Raw genomic sequence first — 13,103 nt, forward strand, 5'->3', positions numbered from 1 at the left:
CCGGGGTTCAGCCGCCCGCCGCGTCGGCGAGCTCCGCGACCGCGAGCGCGCAGCCCCACGACACCGTGACGCCCGCGCCGCCGTGCCCGTAGTTGTGAATCAGCCTCGCGCCGTTCGGCAGCCGGTCGGTTTCCAGCCGCGCGGGCGAGCGGGCCGGACGCAGCCCGACCCGGTGGGCGAGGACGCGCGCCCCGGCCAGACGGGGATGCGCACGGATGCAGCGGCTGACGATCGACCGCGCCGTGCCGGGCGAGGGGGTGCTGTCCCAGACGTGCTCCCGCGCGGTGCCCCCGAGGACCACCCCGTACGGCTGCGGCAGGACGTAGAGGATCTCCCCCGTCCCGTGGTCCTCCGCGGCCAGCCACTCGTCCACGCCGGGGTTCTCCACGACGACGACCTGCCCCTGCACGGGGTGCACCAGCGGGTCGGGCACCAGGTCGCGGGCGCCGAGGCCGGTGCAGTTCACGACGAGGGGCGCCGCGCGCCCGGCTTCGGCCAGGTCCGGCACGTCCCGGCCGGTGACCGTGCCGCCCGCGGCCGCGAGCCGGCGCTGGAGATGACCGAGATATACCGTCATGTCCACCAGAGGGGTGCGGGCCCGGAGACCGTGGCCGTAGCCCGGGGGCAGCTCGCCGGGCCCGGCCGGACGGAGTCCGGGGACGCCGGCCGTCCACGGCCCCTGCTCTTCCGGTGCCGTGCTCGCATGGGTGCCGTCGACCAGCCGGACGCCCGTCTCGCCGGGCCGCGCGGCGAGGCCGGACAGCACCCGGAAGGACTCCAGCGACCAGGCGGCGACCGCCTCCTCGGGCTCGATCCGGTAAGGCCACCAGAGGCCGCCGGCCACCGCGGACGTGGTGTCCGCGGCCCGCTCGCGGCTCCACACCTCGACCCGCCGCCCGGTCTCCGCCAGCACCACGGCAGCGGTCAGCCCGATGACCCCCGACCCCACGACGATCGCATCGCCCGCCATGACCACACCGTACCCCCGTGTCCGGAACCTCTTTCCCCGGGTATCGGTGCTGTTGACTTCTCCGCCGCCCTGTGGAATTGATTCCCCACCCGGATCCGGCCTTTTGCCATTCCCCGGATTCCTCAGATTCCTCTCGGTCCCCGTCCCCAGTCCCCTGTCCCCAGCCACAGGAGCGCCATGTCCAGATCCAGAGTTCTCTTCCTCTGCGGCGCGGCAATAGCGGCGTTATGCGGCCCGGTGCTGCCCGCACACGCGGCGTCCCCCGGGATCACCGTGCCGCCCGATAAAATCGTGATCGAGGTCGCCACGGTCAACGGTTCGGGATGTCCCGCCAACTCCGCCGCCGTGGGCGTCTCCCTCGACAACACGGCCTTCACCGTCACCTACAGCAAGTACCTCGCCCAGGTGGGCCCGGGGGCGAAACCGACGGACTTCCGCAAGAACTGTCAGCTGAATCTGATCGTCCACGTGCCGCACGGATTCACGTATGCCGTCGCCAGCGTCGACTACCGTGGATATGCCCAGCTCGCACCCGGCGCCACGGGCGAACAGAAAGCCTCCTACTACTTCCAGGGGCAGTCGCAGACCACCGCCAAGTCCCATCAGTTCAAGGGCGCGCTCGACGACAACTGGCAGGCGACCGACGTCAACGAAATCGCCCAGTACGTGTGGTCGCCGTGCGGGGAGCGGCGCAACTTCAACATCAACACCGAGCTGACCGTCAACGCCGGCACCTCCGACCCCACGAAGACCACCAGCTTCATGGCCATGGACTCCACGGACTCCGCCATCAACACCCTCTACCGCCTCGCCTGGAAGGAGTGCCCGCCGAAGCGGTAGCCGACCCCGGGGTTGTGGGAACCGCACAGGTACCCCCCGCCGGGACTGGAGCCGGCCCCGCTGTCCTGAAACGCGTGGGACGGACGAGGATGAACGGGTGCTCGATACCCTCGATCCGGCGGACCCCGACTTCGCACGCGACCCGTACCCCTACTACGCACGGCTGCGCACGACGGGCCCCGCGGCGCGGGTGGCGCTGGCCAACGGCACGGAGGCCTGGCTGGTCACCGGCTACCGGCAGGCCCGGGAAGTGCTCGCCGACCCGCGCTTTTCGAACGTGCCCCCGCGCGCCGCGGGCCGCCCCAAACCCGACTCGCCGGCACAGCGCGCCCGCGGCTGCCTCGCCCGCCACATGCTCAACACCGACGCCCCGGACCACACCCGGCTGCGCCGGCTGACCACGGCCGCGTTCACCCCGCGCCGGGTCGACGCCCTGCGCCCCCGCATCGAGGAGCTCACGGCGGAGCTGGTGGCGGACGTGGCCGCGGGGCTGGCCCGCGAGGGCACCGCCGACCTCGTCGACGCCTTCGCCTTCCCCCTGCCGGTCCTGGTCATCGGCGAGGTGCTCGGCGTGCCCGCCGCGGACCGGGCGGACCTGCGCACCTGGACGTACCGGGTCGGATCGCCCGCCGACGCCCTGCCCGCCGGAGCCGTCGACGAGGCCTGGACGTCCCTCCACGCCTACTTCACCGCCCTCATCGCGCACAAGCGCCGGATACCCGGGGACGACCTCTTCAGCGCCCTGATCCACGATGCGGGCGAAGGCGGCCCGGACGACGGCGAGCTGCTCGCGATGGCGTTCCTGCTGCTCTTCGCCGGCTACGAGACGACCATGAACCTGCTGGCGTCCGCCTCGCTCCTGCTGCTCACCCACCCCCGGGAGCTGGCCGCCGCCCGGCAGGGCGGCCCCGGAGCCTGGGCGGCCGTGGCCGAGGAGGCCCTGCGGCACGCGAGCCCCCTGGAGGGGACGACGTGGCGGCGCACGACCGAGGAGGTCGACCTGGGCGAGGGCGTGGTCCTGCCGGCCGACGCCTCGGTCCTCGTGGTGCTCGCCGCCGCCAACCGCGATCCGGAGGCCTTCGCCGAACCGGACGCCTTCCGGCCCGCCCGCTACGCCGCAGCCGGCGAAAGGGCCGCGCCCCACGCCGCCTTCGGCCACGGCCCGCACTTCTGCCTGGGCTCGCGGCTGGCCCGGCTGGAAGCGGAGATCGCCCTTCCGATGCTGTTCGGCGAGGGCTCCCGGATGCCGGAGTTCTCCCTCGCGACCGACCCCGCCCTGCTGCCCTACCGCCCCGGCCTCCTGGTCCGCGGCCCGCGGCACCTTCCCGTCCGCGCGACACCGCCCGGCCGCACGCGAACCGGCTGATTCCGCCCCCGGGTTGACGTGGGCCGGCCCACCGTCCGGGGTGGCGGGAGGGACGTTCTTCCCCTGCCCGTGCCCATGGGCTCTACAGTGGCCTGTGCCTTTGTGTGCTGCCAGGGAGGAAGTGCGTAGTGGTCGACACGGCCCGGGGTTGTGTGCTGTTACTGGACGGTACGCCTGACCGGCGACGAGGCGTCCTGCCGAATCCGACCGCACATGCCATTGCGGGCGCCAATCCCCGCCGCTTCCTCGCCGCGGACGCCGTCGACGTCGTGCAACTGCCCGCGGTGGAGGGGCCGCAGAGCGCCCTGGCCTATCTGCAGCACGCCGCGGCCGTGCCCGGCCCGCTCCTGGTCTGGGTGACCGGACGGCTGATGATCCCGGCCCGTCGCGGCGGCGAGCTCCACCTGGCCCTGCCCGGCAGCACCCCGGCCACCGTCCGCTACACCGGCCTGCCCTGGGCCTGGCTGCTGCGCACCCTGCAGGCCCACGCGGGCCCGGTGCTGGTGCTGGCCGACCTGGAGGCCGACCCGGCCGCCCGGCCGCACGTGGAGAGCGGCGCGCAGTCCGGGGAACTCTCGCAGGGCGTCCCGCTGTTCGGCGTCGTCCACCCCGTCCCGCCGGTCGCCGCGCGCGAGGCGGGCCCGTACACGCGGGCGCTCCTCGAAGCGCTGCAGACCGGCGATTACCGGGGCGGCGCCGTGCTCGACGCGTCCGCCCTGCACCAACGGGCCCTGCTCGGGGCGGGCCTGGGCGCGGAGACGCTGCCCCTGCAGTGGGGCGCGCCGGGACCGGTCCTGGCCAACGTCGCCGCGGGCGCCCGTCCCCACCCCCGGCCCCGGCACGCGGCGGCACCCTCTCCGGCCCCCGTGCTGCCGCACCCTGCGCCGGTGCAGCGGCCCGAGGCGCCCGCGGTGTCCGTAGCGCCCGCCCCCGCCCCAGCACCCGCCCCCGCCGGAGAGCAGGCCCCGCCCCGGGAGGACCTGCTGCCGGTCATCCTGGCCGCCGCCCACGCCGGGCGGCACAACGAGGCGGCGGCCATGGCCGCCGCAGGCGAGCAGCAGGCCCTGCGCCGCCACGGCCCGGACAGCCCCGAGGCGGGTCTGTGGGTCGAGGTCCGTGCGGACCTCGCGCGCATGGCGGGCGACCACGCACGGGCCGCCGAGCTGTGGATGGCGGCCGCAGGCGCACGCCTGGGCCGCAGCGGGCCGGCGGACGAGGAGGCGCTGGCCGCGGTGAAGCGGGCGCACTACTGCTGGCAGCACAGCGGCGACGGGGCGATCCGCCTCGCCCCCGCCCTGCTCGCGCTGTGGGAGCGCATTCCCGGGGGCGAGGGCGCGGCCGAGCACATCCGGGCGCGCCTGCAGGAAGCGGAGGAGTCCTGGCCCGGGGTGGCTCGCTGATGCCCCACTGATGCCCCGTCAGGCCGGGTGGGCCTGCGGTACGACGGCGAGGGGCCCGCGCCCGTGCACGGCCTCACGCCGCCGGGGTCTCGTGCCGGGGGCTCAAGCCGGGAGCCCGTAGAGGCGCCGTGCGGTCCCCGATCCGATCAGCCCGGTGATCCGCGGCACCTCGGCCGCGGACCACGCGCCCTCACCGGCCCACGACTCCGTCAACTGCCCCAGCGCCCGGGTGAACAGGCGGGCGCCGACGACGTACAGCTCCGGCAGCCCGTAGGCGTCGGTGGAGAACATGACCTTCCCGAACGGGGCGAGCTCCAGCACCTCCGCGAGGACGGCCGTGGCGCGCGCCCCGGTGTACGAGAGGGTCAGCCCGACGTCGGCGTAGACGTGCGGGAACACCTGGGCCAGGTAGGCCGCGTTGCGGTGGTACGGGTAGGCGTGCAGCAGGACCAGCGGGCAGCCCGTCGGCCGCACCGCCTTGATGAAGTCGGTGAGGAGCGCCGGGTCGCTGCGGTGGAGGCGCAGGTCGGGGTCGCCGAAACCGGTGTGGATCTGCAGGGGCAGCGCGGTCGCGGCCGCCGTCCACAGCAGGTGGCGCAGGAGGACGGGGTCGTGGAGGCGGCCGCCGGGCTCGCGTGCGGCCAGCCAGCCGTCCGTGGCGGCCCGCAGCTCCCCGGGGCCCGGCGGTGCCGGGTCGAAGTCGAGTCCGTGGCGGTAGGCGGCCACCGACTTGAAGCCCACGGCGGTGCGGGCCGCCGCGTGCACCGCCTCCTGCAGGCCGTCGAGGAACTCCCGGCCGGTGCCTGCCTTGTCCGCCGTGCGCTCGGCGAGGGTCTCCAGCCGCACGATCTCGTGGGCGCGCCCTCCGCCCGCGCGGGCGAGCTCGTGGTGGGTGGTGAGGGCGTCGGCCAGGCCGGTGTCGACGACGTAGTCGGTGATTCCGGTGGCGCCGAGCAGCCGCCGGTTCACCTCGTCCGCGCCCAGCTCGGTGCGCCGGGCCAGGTAGTCGCCGGGCGGGCAGTGGGCCGGGAGGCCGAGGAGGGGCGGGCACCAGCGGCGCACGGCGAAGCCCAGCTGGCTGTCGAAGAACGTGGTGCCGTCGGCTGCCGGTGCGTCGGACTCCGTCAGGTACGCCGTGAAGCGCGACCCGGTGAGCGGGCCCCGGGCCACGCCGTGGCAGTGGTGGTCCACCAGCCCGCCGCCGGAGGGCTGTTCGGCGGGCGGTGCGGTCGCTGTCCGGTTCGCCATGGCTGCCGCCTTCTTCACGACGTCGGGTCGGTCGGGTCTGTGACTTCGGGGCGGGCACCATCGGGTCAGTAGCGGTGCCGGAGGTCCGCGACGACCGCTTCCGGGGTGTGGTGCTGCAGGCGGGCGTGCTCGCCTTCGCGGACGGCGAGGAAGGCCTCGTAGAGGGGCTCTCCGAGGGCCTCGCGCAGGAGGGCCGAGCCGCGGAAGTGGCCGAGCGCCTCCGGCAGGGCGGCCGGCAGACGGGGAACCCCGGCGTGCGTGACCGCCGGATCGCCGCTGACGGGAGCCGGCAGGGTGCACTTCCGGTCGATGCCGTCGAGTCCGGCGGCGATCACCGCGCCGGCCACCAGGTACGGGTTGGCCGTCGCGTCGATGCACTTGATCTCGGCGTTGGCGCCCTGGAGGTCCTTCGCCGGACCGGGAATGAAGCGGAGGGCGGCCTCCCGGTTCTCGGGCCCCCAGCACTGGAAGACCCCCGCCCACATGGACGGTGCGAGCCGCAGGTAGCCGGCGGGGTGCGGGGAGGTGACGGCCAGCAGCTCGGGGAGCGCGCGGAGGACTCCGGCGAGGAACGCCTCGCCCGTCCGCGTCATCCCCAGCGGGCCGTCGCCGCCGCGGCACAGATTGACGCCGTCCTTCCAGAGGCTGAGGTGGAGGTGCGCGCCGTTGCCCACGGCCCCGTGCTCGACCACGGGGGCGAACGTGGCGTGCAGGCCGTGGCGCGCGGACACGGCGCGGATCGTCTCCCGTACGAGCACCGCGTCGTCGGCGGCGGCCACCGGGCCGGACGGGGCGGTGGAGACCTCGAACTGGCCGGGGGAGTACTCCGGATGGATCTGCAGCACGTCGATGCCCTGGGCGGCCAGGGCCTGCAGGACGTCGCGCACGTAGCCGGAGAGCCCGGTGATCCGGGTCATGCCGTAGGCCGGGCCCGGGCCGGCGTAGCGCCGGGAGCGGCCGGACGCCTCCGGCCCGTCCGCCTCGCCGTCCGCTCCCGTCGCGTGCGTGACGACCCATTCGGTCTCGTAGCCCATGCGCAGTTCGAGCCCGGACCGCGCGGCCCGCCCGGCCATGCGCCGCGCGAACCCGCGCTGGCAGGCCGCGTAGGGGGCGCCGTCCTGTTCGAAGCGGTCGGCCGGGGCCCAGGCCCAGCCCGGCTGGGCGGCGAGGACGGTCAGCCGGTCGAGGTCGGGGAAGAGGCGCAGGTCCCCGTCGGGCCCGCCGATGTGGGCGCTGGTGACGGCGGAGTCGTCACTGAGGTACACGTCGAAGACGGGGGACATGCCGACGCCCCACTGCGCCGCGTGGGCGAGCCGGGCGGTGGGGACGGCCTTGACGCGCGTGATGCCCGCGTTGTCGACCCAGGTCAGTGCGACGCCGTGAATGTCCTTGGCCGTCAGGCGCGCCGCCTCCTGGCGCGCTGCCGAGGCCGCGGCCTCGTGCGGTGGTGTCTCCAACGCTCGCTCCCGGGTGCCGGTGCCCTCAACCGCCCTGTGCGGGCCATTACACCGTACGGTGGCGGGCCCGGCGGGCAAAGGACGCCCCGGCGGGAGGCGCCGGCCGGGGCGGTCGCGCCGTGATCGGGTGTTTGGGCCCGCCGGGACGCGGTATCCGCAGGGCGAGGCACTCCATGACTGATGAGGCAGAGATACCCGACGAGACCGGCACGGGCCCGGAAGCGGGAACACGGCCGGACCTCACCGCAGCCCAGGTACTCCGCGCGGCCCGCGAGCAGTTCGCCGAACTGACCGGGCTGCAGCCCGAAGGCGTCTCCCGGTTCGAGCGGACCGAGGACGGCTGGACGCTGGAGGCCGAGGCGGTCGAGGTCGCCCGGATCCCCGAGACGATGAGCGTGATGGCGCTCTACGAACTCACCCTCGGCCCCGACGGCCTGCTCACCGGCTACCGCCGCGTCCGGCGCTACGAGCGCGGCAGGTCCGACGCCCGCTGAGCCCCCCCCGCGGCGGGCGATCCGCGCAGCACGATCCCGGGCAGTCCGGGCCGCCGTGCGCCGGTCGCGTCGCGACGAGAGAACAAGACGAGAGGAAACCGCCCGAGATGAGCGTTGTCCCTGCGCAACCGGGCACCGGCTCCGCCGGCGGCACCAGCGGTCTGTACGACGTGATCGAACTGGTGCTGGACCGCGGGCTGGTCATCGACGCGTTCGTACGCGTCTCGCTGGTCGGCATCGAGATCCTGAAGATCGACGTACGCGTCGTCGTCGCCAGTGTCGACACCTACCTGCGCTTCGCCGAGGCCTGTAACCGCCTCGACCTGGAATCCGGCCCCCACAAGAGCGCCGGCCTGCCCGAACTCGTGGGCGAGGTGACCGAGAGCGGCGCCCACGGCAAGACCAAGGGCGCCCTGTCCGGCGCCGCGCAGACCGTCTCCGACGCCCTGCACCAGGTGCGCGACCGCGGCGAGGAGACGAGCCGCAGCCGCCGCTCCACCTCCCGCAAGAAGGAGGACACCGAGTGACCACCTACGTCTACGGCATCGCGCGCGCCGGCAGCACCGACCTGCCCGACGGCCTCACCGGCATCGGGGACCCGCCACGCCCCGTACGGGTGGTGAGCCGGGACGGCCTGGCCGCGGTCGTCAGCGACTGCCCCGAGCAGCTGCGCCCCAAGCGCCGGGACCTGCTGGCCCACCAGCAGGTGCTGGCGGCGGCCGGCCGCCGCGCCCCCGTGCTGCCGATGCGCTTCGGCAGCGTCTCCGACAGCGACGACAAGGTGGCCGAGGTGCTGTCCGAGCACTCCGGCCGCTACGAGGAACAGCTCGACCGGCTCGCCGGCCGCGTCGAGTACAACGTCAAGGTTCTGCACCGGGAGGACGCCGCCCTGCACCTCGTCCTCGCCGGGAGCGCCGAGCTGCGGGCCCTGGCCGAGGCCAACAAGGCCGCCGGCGGGGGCTCCTACGAACAGCGCCTGCGCTTCGGCGAGATGGTCGCGAACAGCATGCGCGAGCGCGAGGTCCTGGACGCCGGGCTGGTGCGCGACGCGCTGGTGCCCCTGGCCGAGGACCACTGCGACGGCCCGGAGAGCGCGGGCTGGTTCCTGAACGTCTCCTTCCTCGTCGAGGAGCGGGCGGCCGGGCGGCTGCTGGAGGCGGCAGGCCGGCTCGGCGAGCGCCACCCGCAGCTGGACATCAAGGTCAACGGTCCGCTCCCGCCGTACAGCTTCGCGACGTGATCACCTTCGTGAGCTGGGTGCTGCGCCGGGTCGTCGCCGAGGCCGAGCGCCTCCACCACGACCCGGCGGCCGTCCGGCGCGAACTCGAGGTGCTCGAGGAGCAGCTGGTGAGCGGTGCCATCGACGAGGAGGAGTTCGACCGGCGCGAGGACGCCCTGCTGGACCGCATGGAAGCGGTCCGGCAGCAGCCCGGAGGGGGTGCGGCATGACCGGCCGGTCCGAGACGACGCTCTCCGGCGGCGGCACTTCGGCGAACCTCGCCGACATCCTGGAGCGCGTGCTCGACAAGGGCATCGTCATCGCCGGCGACATCCGCGTCGACCTCCTCGACATCGAGCTCCTCACCATCAAGCTGCGCCTGGTCGTCGCCTCCGTCGACAAGGCCAGGGAGATGGGCATCGACTGGTGGGAGAGCGACCCCTCCCTGTCCTCGGGGGCCCGCCGGCGCGCCATGGACGCGGAGAACGCACGGCTGCGGTCCCGCATCGCCGAACTCGAAGCACGCGACGGGCTCGAAGCACGCGACGGGCTCGCAGCACAGGACGGGCTCGACGAGCTCGAAGGACCCGAAAGGAGGAGTTCCGGTGAACCGTGACCGTCGTGACCGTACGGAACTGCTGTACGCCTATGCCGTCCTGCGGGACACCGGTGCCGCCGGGAGCCGGCTGGAGACGGTCACCGGCGTGGCCGGCGAGCCGGTGCGCGCGGTGCGCGAAGGCGGTCTCGTGGTCCTGGTGGGGCCCGTCCCCGCGGCCGAGTTCGACGAGGAGGGGCTGCGCGAGCGGCTGGAGGACCTCGCGTGGCTGGAGCACGTCGCGCGCGGCCACCAGCGGGTGGTCGACGCGGCGTCGGCCGGCGCCCCGTGCGTGCTGCCGCTGCGGCTCGCGACCGTCTACCGCGACGAGGCCGGCGTGCGCCGCATGCTGACGTCCCGGCAGGCCGCGTTCGGCGCCGCCCTCGACCGGCTGGAGGGCCGCGCCGAATGGGGAGTCAAGATCCACACGGTGGCGGAGGGCGCCGGCGGGCCGCCGGCCGCCCCGCCCCCGGGCCCGCCTTCCCGGGCCCGCCCACGAGCGCCGCGCGCCGCCACGTCCGGCCGCGACTACCTCCGGCAGCGCGCTGCGGAACGGCAGGCGCGCGAGGAGAAGTGGCGGCACGTGGACGAGGCCGCGCGCGGCATCCACGCCGCCCTCGCCACCCTCGCGGAGGAGACCCGGCTCTACCCTCCGCAGAACCCCCGCCTCACCGGGCACCCGGGCCGCAACGTCCTCAACGCCGCCTACCTCGTGCCCCGCGAGCGAGGCCCCGCCTTCACCGCCGCCGTCGCCGGGCTGGCCGGCCGTGCGCCCCGGGACGGGCTGCGCGTGGAGCTGACCGGCCCGTGGGCGCCGTACTCCTTCGTGACCGGCGAGCCCTCGCGGGAACCCGCCCACGACGCGGGCACGCCGTGACCGGCGCCGGCGGCGGCCCCTTCGCCGAGCGGCGCCTGTCGCTGCTCGACCTCCTCGACCGGCTGCTCGCGGGCGGCGTCGTGCTGGCCGGGGACCTCACCCTGAGCATCGCCGACGTCGACCTCGTCCGCGTCGACCTGCGCGCCCTCATCAGCTCGGTCGAAGGGGAGGAGCACCCATGACCACGCGCCGCCTGGAGCTCGACGAGGAGGCCGTCGAGCGCGACCTCGTCACGATCGTGCTGACCGTGGTGGAACTCCTGCGCCGGCTGATGGAGGCGCAGGCGCTGCGCCGGGTGGAGCTGGGCGGGCTGAGCGAGGAGCAGGAGGAGCGCCTCGGCCTCACGCTGATGCTGCTGGAGCGGCGCATGCGGGAGCTGTGCGCGCACTACGGCCTGGAGCCGCGCGACCTGAACCTCGACCTCGGCCCGCTGGGCTCCCTGCTGCCGCGCGAGTGAGCCGGCGGCCCACCCGTCCGAATGGCCCATCCCTGGTTTGTGCGACGGCGGCCACGGCTACACACGTGGCGCCCGCCGCAACGGGCACTGGCCCACGGAGGGGCGATGCCGCAGCTGGAGCAGGAGAGACCCGAGGGGACGGCGGAGACCGCCGACAGTCCGCACCTCCGGCTGGGCAGCAGAATGCTCACCTACCTCACCACCACCGATCACAAGGTGATCGGAAACATGTATCTGGTGACCGCCTTCTGCTTCTTCCTGTTCGCCGGGCTGATGGCGATGGTGATGCGGGCGGAGCTGGCCCGGCCGGGGCTGCAGATCGTCAGCAGCGCGCAGTACAACCAGCTGGTCACCATGCACGGAACCGTCATGATGCTGCTGTTCGCCACGCCCATGTTCGCCGGCTTCGCCAACGCCGTGATGCCCCTGCAGATCGGCTCCCCGGACGTGGCCTTCCCCCGCCTCAACGCAATGACCTTCTGGCTGTTCCTCCTCGGCGGCCTGATCGTCGTCTCCGGATTCGTCGTGCCCGGCGGGGCCGCGCCCTTCGGGTGGTTCGCCTACGCCCCGCTCAACAGCGCCGTCTTCTCGCCCGGCGCCGGCGGCGACCTGTGGGCGATGGGCCTGGTGGTCGCGGGCCTGAGCACCACCCTGGGCTCGGTGAACTTCATCGCCACCATCGTCTGCCTGCGCGCGCCCGGCCTCACGATGTTCCGCATGCCGGTCTTCACCTGGAACATCCTCTTCACCTCGATCCTGGCGCTGCTCGCCTTCCCGGTGCTGACCGCGGCCCTGCTGGCCCTGGAGGCGGACCGGAAGTTCGGGACGCACGTCTTCGACGCGGCCAACGGCGGCGCGGTGCTGTGGCAGCACCTGTTCTGGTTCTTCGGCCACCCCGAGGTCTACATCGTCGCCCTGCCGTTCTTCGGCGTGATCACCGAGATCATCCCGGTCTTCAGCCGCAAGCCGCTCTTCGGCTACGCCGGAATGGTCGGCGCGACCATCGCCATCACCATGCTCTCGGCCAGCGTCTGGGCCCACCACATGTTCGCGACCGGCGCCGTCCTGCTGCCGTTCTTCTCGCTGATGTCCTTCCTGATCGCCGTCCCCACGGGAGTGAAGTTCTTCAACTGGATCGGCACCATGTGGCGCGGCAGCATCTCCTTCGAGACCCCCATGCTGTGGGCGGTCGGCTTCCTCGTCACCTTCCTCCTCGGCGGGCTCAGCGGCGTCCTCATCGCCTCCCCGCCGCTCGACTTCCACGTCACCGACTCGTACTTCGTCGTCGCGCACCTGCACTACGTCCTCTTCGGCACGGTCGTCTTCGCCATGTTCGGCGGCTTCTACTTCTGGTGGCCCAAGTGGACGGGACGGATGCTCGACGAGCGCCTCGGCAGGATCCACTTCTCCACCCTCTTCGCCGGCTTCCAGATCACCTTCCTGGTGCAGCACTGGCTCGGCGAGGAGGGCATGCCCCGGCGCTACGCCGACTACCTGGCCGCCGACGGATTCACCCTCATGAACACCGTCTCCTCCATCGGGGCGTTCCTGCTCGGCATCTCGACCCTGCCGTTCCTCTACAACGTGTGGCACACCGCCCGCCACGCGCCGAAGGTGACCGTGGACGACCCCTGGGGCTTCGGCCGGTCCCTGGAGTGGGCCACCAGCTGCCCGCCGCCGCGCCACAACTTCCACGCCCTGCCGCGGGTGCGGTCCGATTCCCCCGCCTTCGACCTGCACCACCCCGAAGCCCTGGAGACGGCACCGACGAGGAGCATCCAGAAGTGAAGACAGAGGCGGTCCTCTTCGCCGGCGTCGCCGGCTTCTTCCTCGCCACCGGAGCCGTCTACGTCTGGCTCTCCGGCCGCGAGCCCGCGGGGACCGCGGCGCTGACGGTCTCCTTCGTCATGGCGTCGCTCATGGCGTTCTTCTTCACCATGAACTACCGCCGCCGGGGCGCCCGGCCGGAGGACCGGAAGAAGGCCGACATCGCCGAGCGGGCGGGCCCCCTGGACTTCTTCCCGCCGCGCAGCGCCTACCCCGCCCTGACCGCCCTGGGCGCCGCCGTCTCGGCCCTGGGCATCGTCTTCGGCCTGTGGCTGTTCCTCATCGGCTTCGGCGTCCTGGCCGCGGGCGTGGGCGGAATGTCCTTCCAGTACGTCCAGCGCGACTAGGGGGGT

The 13,103-nt window shown here is 73.7% G+C and carries 16 protein-coding genes; 13 read left to right on the forward strand and 3 right to left on the reverse strand.

Features of this window, described 5'->3' with window-relative positions; genetic code table 11:
• Positions 1 to 7: 7 nt before the first annotated feature.
• Positions 8 to 970 (reverse strand): FAD-dependent oxidoreductase, encoded by a 963-nt coding sequence (locus ACFPP6_RS00850; RefSeq protein ID WP_382035771.1) that lies wholly within the window; start codon positions 968 to 970, stop codon positions 8 to 10.
• Positions 971 to 1,147: 177 nt separating this feature from the next.
• On the opposite strand from ACFPP6_RS00850, the gene ACFPP6_RS00855 reads away from it, so the two are divergent.
• From ACFPP6_RS00855 to ACFPP6_RS00865, 3 genes are all read left to right on the forward strand, one after another.
• Positions 1,148 to 1,810 carry a DUF4360 domain-containing protein gene (locus ACFPP6_RS00855; RefSeq protein WP_382035774.1) on the forward strand — a complete coding sequence of 221 codons (663 nt, stop codon included), beginning with the start codon at positions 1,148 to 1,150 and terminating at the stop codon, positions 1,808 to 1,810.
• Between the two features lie 97 nt (positions 1,811 to 1,907).
• Positions 1,908 to 3,176: a cytochrome P450 gene (locus ACFPP6_RS00860; protein WP_382035776.1), complete on the forward strand. Its 1,269-nt coding sequence runs from the start codon at positions 1,908 to 1,910 to the stop codon at positions 3,174 to 3,176.
• A gap of 128 nt (positions 3,177 to 3,304) precedes the next feature.
• Positions 3,305 to 4,576 (forward strand): hypothetical protein, encoded by a 1,272-nt coding sequence (locus ACFPP6_RS00865; protein WP_382035780.1) that lies wholly within the window; start codon positions 3,305 to 3,307, stop codon positions 4,574 to 4,576.
• A gap of 102 nt (positions 4,577 to 4,678) precedes the next feature.
• Here ACFPP6_RS00865 and ACFPP6_RS00870 read toward each other — a convergent pair whose 3' ends face one another.
• Positions 4,679 to 5,824 carry an amidohydrolase family protein gene (locus ACFPP6_RS00870; protein WP_382035783.1) on the reverse strand — a complete coding sequence of 382 codons (1,146 nt, stop codon included), beginning with the start codon at positions 5,822 to 5,824 and terminating at the stop codon, positions 4,679 to 4,681.
• A 65-nt stretch (positions 5,825 to 5,889) separates the two neighbouring features.
• The gene (locus tag ACFPP6_RS00875) at positions 5,890 to 7,281 is read right to left on the reverse strand and encodes a glutamine synthetase family protein (protein ID WP_382035786.1); all 1,392 of its coding nucleotides are present in this window, start codon (positions 7,279 to 7,281) and stop codon (positions 5,890 to 5,892) included.
• Between the two features lie 173 nt (positions 7,282 to 7,454).
• On the opposite strand from ACFPP6_RS00875, the gene gvpO reads away from it, so the two are divergent.
• The 10 genes from gvpO to ctaF all read left to right on the forward strand — a co-directional run bounded on the left by gvpO (position 7,455) and on the right by ctaF (position 13,097).
• Positions 7,455 to 7,775, forward strand: coding sequence for a gas vesicle protein GvpO (gene gvpO / locus ACFPP6_RS00880; protein ID WP_382035789.1), 321 nt, complete (start codon positions 7,455 to 7,457; stop codon positions 7,773 to 7,775).
• Positions 7,776 to 7,882: 107 nt separating this feature from the next.
• Positions 7,883 to 8,302 carry a gas vesicle structural protein GvpA gene (locus tag ACFPP6_RS00885; RefSeq protein ID WP_058041723.1) on the forward strand — a complete coding sequence of 140 codons (420 nt, stop codon included), beginning with the start codon at positions 7,883 to 7,885 and terminating at the stop codon, positions 8,300 to 8,302.
• Positions 8,299 to 9,015, forward strand: coding sequence for a GvpL/GvpF family gas vesicle protein (locus ACFPP6_RS00890; protein WP_382035792.1), 717 nt, complete (start codon positions 8,299 to 8,301; stop codon positions 9,013 to 9,015). The genes ACFPP6_RS00885 and ACFPP6_RS00890 overlap by 4 nt, the downstream gene beginning before the upstream one ends.
• Positions 9,012 to 9,224, forward strand: a complete 213-nt coding sequence (locus ACFPP6_RS00895; RefSeq protein WP_382035795.1) for a gas vesicle protein GvpG — start codon at positions 9,012 to 9,014, stop codon at positions 9,222 to 9,224. Before ACFPP6_RS00890 ends, ACFPP6_RS00895 begins: the two co-directional genes overlap by 4 nt.
• Positions 9,221 to 9,610, forward strand: coding sequence for a gas vesicle protein (locus ACFPP6_RS00900; protein WP_382035798.1), 390 nt, complete (start codon positions 9,221 to 9,223; stop codon positions 9,608 to 9,610). The genes ACFPP6_RS00895 and ACFPP6_RS00900 overlap by 4 nt, the downstream gene beginning before the upstream one ends.
• Entirely contained in the window at positions 9,600 to 10,466 is an 867-nt protein-coding gene (locus ACFPP6_RS00905) for a GvpL/GvpF family gas vesicle protein (protein WP_382035801.1), read from the forward strand. The genes ACFPP6_RS00900 and ACFPP6_RS00905 overlap by 11 nt, the downstream gene beginning before the upstream one ends.
• Positions 10,463 to 10,648 (forward strand): gas vesicle protein GvpJ, encoded by a 186-nt coding sequence (gene gvpJ, locus ACFPP6_RS00910; RefSeq protein ID WP_382035803.1) that lies wholly within the window; start codon positions 10,463 to 10,465, stop codon positions 10,646 to 10,648. The genes ACFPP6_RS00905 and gvpJ overlap by 4 nt, the downstream gene beginning before the upstream one ends.
• Positions 10,645 to 10,923, forward strand: coding sequence for a gas vesicle protein K (locus tag ACFPP6_RS00915; RefSeq protein ID WP_168091859.1), 279 nt, complete (start codon positions 10,645 to 10,647; stop codon positions 10,921 to 10,923). The genes gvpJ and ACFPP6_RS00915 overlap by 4 nt, the downstream gene beginning before the upstream one ends.
• Positions 10,924 to 11,028: 105 nt before the next feature.
• Positions 11,029 to 12,711 (forward strand): aa3-type cytochrome oxidase subunit I, encoded by a 1,683-nt coding sequence (gene ctaD, locus ACFPP6_RS00920; protein WP_382035808.1) that lies wholly within the window; start codon positions 11,029 to 11,031, stop codon positions 12,709 to 12,711.
• Positions 12,708 to 13,097: an aa3-type cytochrome oxidase subunit IV gene (gene ctaF / locus ACFPP6_RS00925; RefSeq protein ID WP_382035810.1), complete on the forward strand. Its 390-nt coding sequence runs from the start codon at positions 12,708 to 12,710 to the stop codon at positions 13,095 to 13,097. The genes ctaD and ctaF overlap by 4 nt, the downstream gene beginning before the upstream one ends.
• Positions 13,098 to 13,103 lie beyond the last annotated feature (6 nt).

It is taken from the genome of Streptomyces aureoversilis (genome assembly GCF_042657885.1).
Lineage (GTDB): Bacteria > Actinomycetota > Actinomycetes > Streptomycetales > Streptomycetaceae > Streptomyces > Streptomyces aureoversilis.

What these genes read in the sequence shown, in the direction of transcription:
- ACFPP6_RS00850 (WP_382035771.1), bottom strand. Translation starts at nt 970, where the DNA reads ATGGCGGGCGATGCGATCGTCGTGGGGTCGGGGGTCATCGGGCTGACC.
- ACFPP6_RS00855 (WP_382035774.1), top strand. Translation starts at nt 1,148, where the DNA reads ATGTCCAGATCCAGAGTTCTCTTCCTCTGCGGCGCGGCAATAGCGGCG.
- ACFPP6_RS00870 (WP_382035783.1), bottom strand. Translation starts at nt 5,824, where the DNA reads ATGGCGAACCGGACAGCGACCGCACCGCCCGCCGAACAGCCCTCCGGC.
- gvpO (WP_382035789.1), top strand. Translation starts at nt 7,455, where the DNA reads ATGACTGATGAGGCAGAGATACCCGACGAGACCGGCACGGGCCCGGAA.
- ACFPP6_RS00885 (WP_058041723.1), top strand. Translation starts at nt 7,883, where the DNA reads ATGAGCGTTGTCCCTGCGCAACCGGGCACCGGCTCCGCCGGCGGCACC.
- ACFPP6_RS00900 (WP_382035798.1), top strand. Translation starts at nt 9,221, where the DNA reads ATGACCGGCCGGTCCGAGACGACGCTCTCCGGCGGCGGCACTTCGGCG.
- ACFPP6_RS00915 (WP_168091859.1), top strand. Translation starts at nt 10,645, where the DNA reads ATGACCACGCGCCGCCTGGAGCTCGACGAGGAGGCCGTCGAGCGCGAC.
- ctaD (WP_382035808.1), top strand. Translation starts at nt 11,029, where the DNA reads ATGCCGCAGCTGGAGCAGGAGAGACCCGAGGGGACGGCGGAGACCGCC.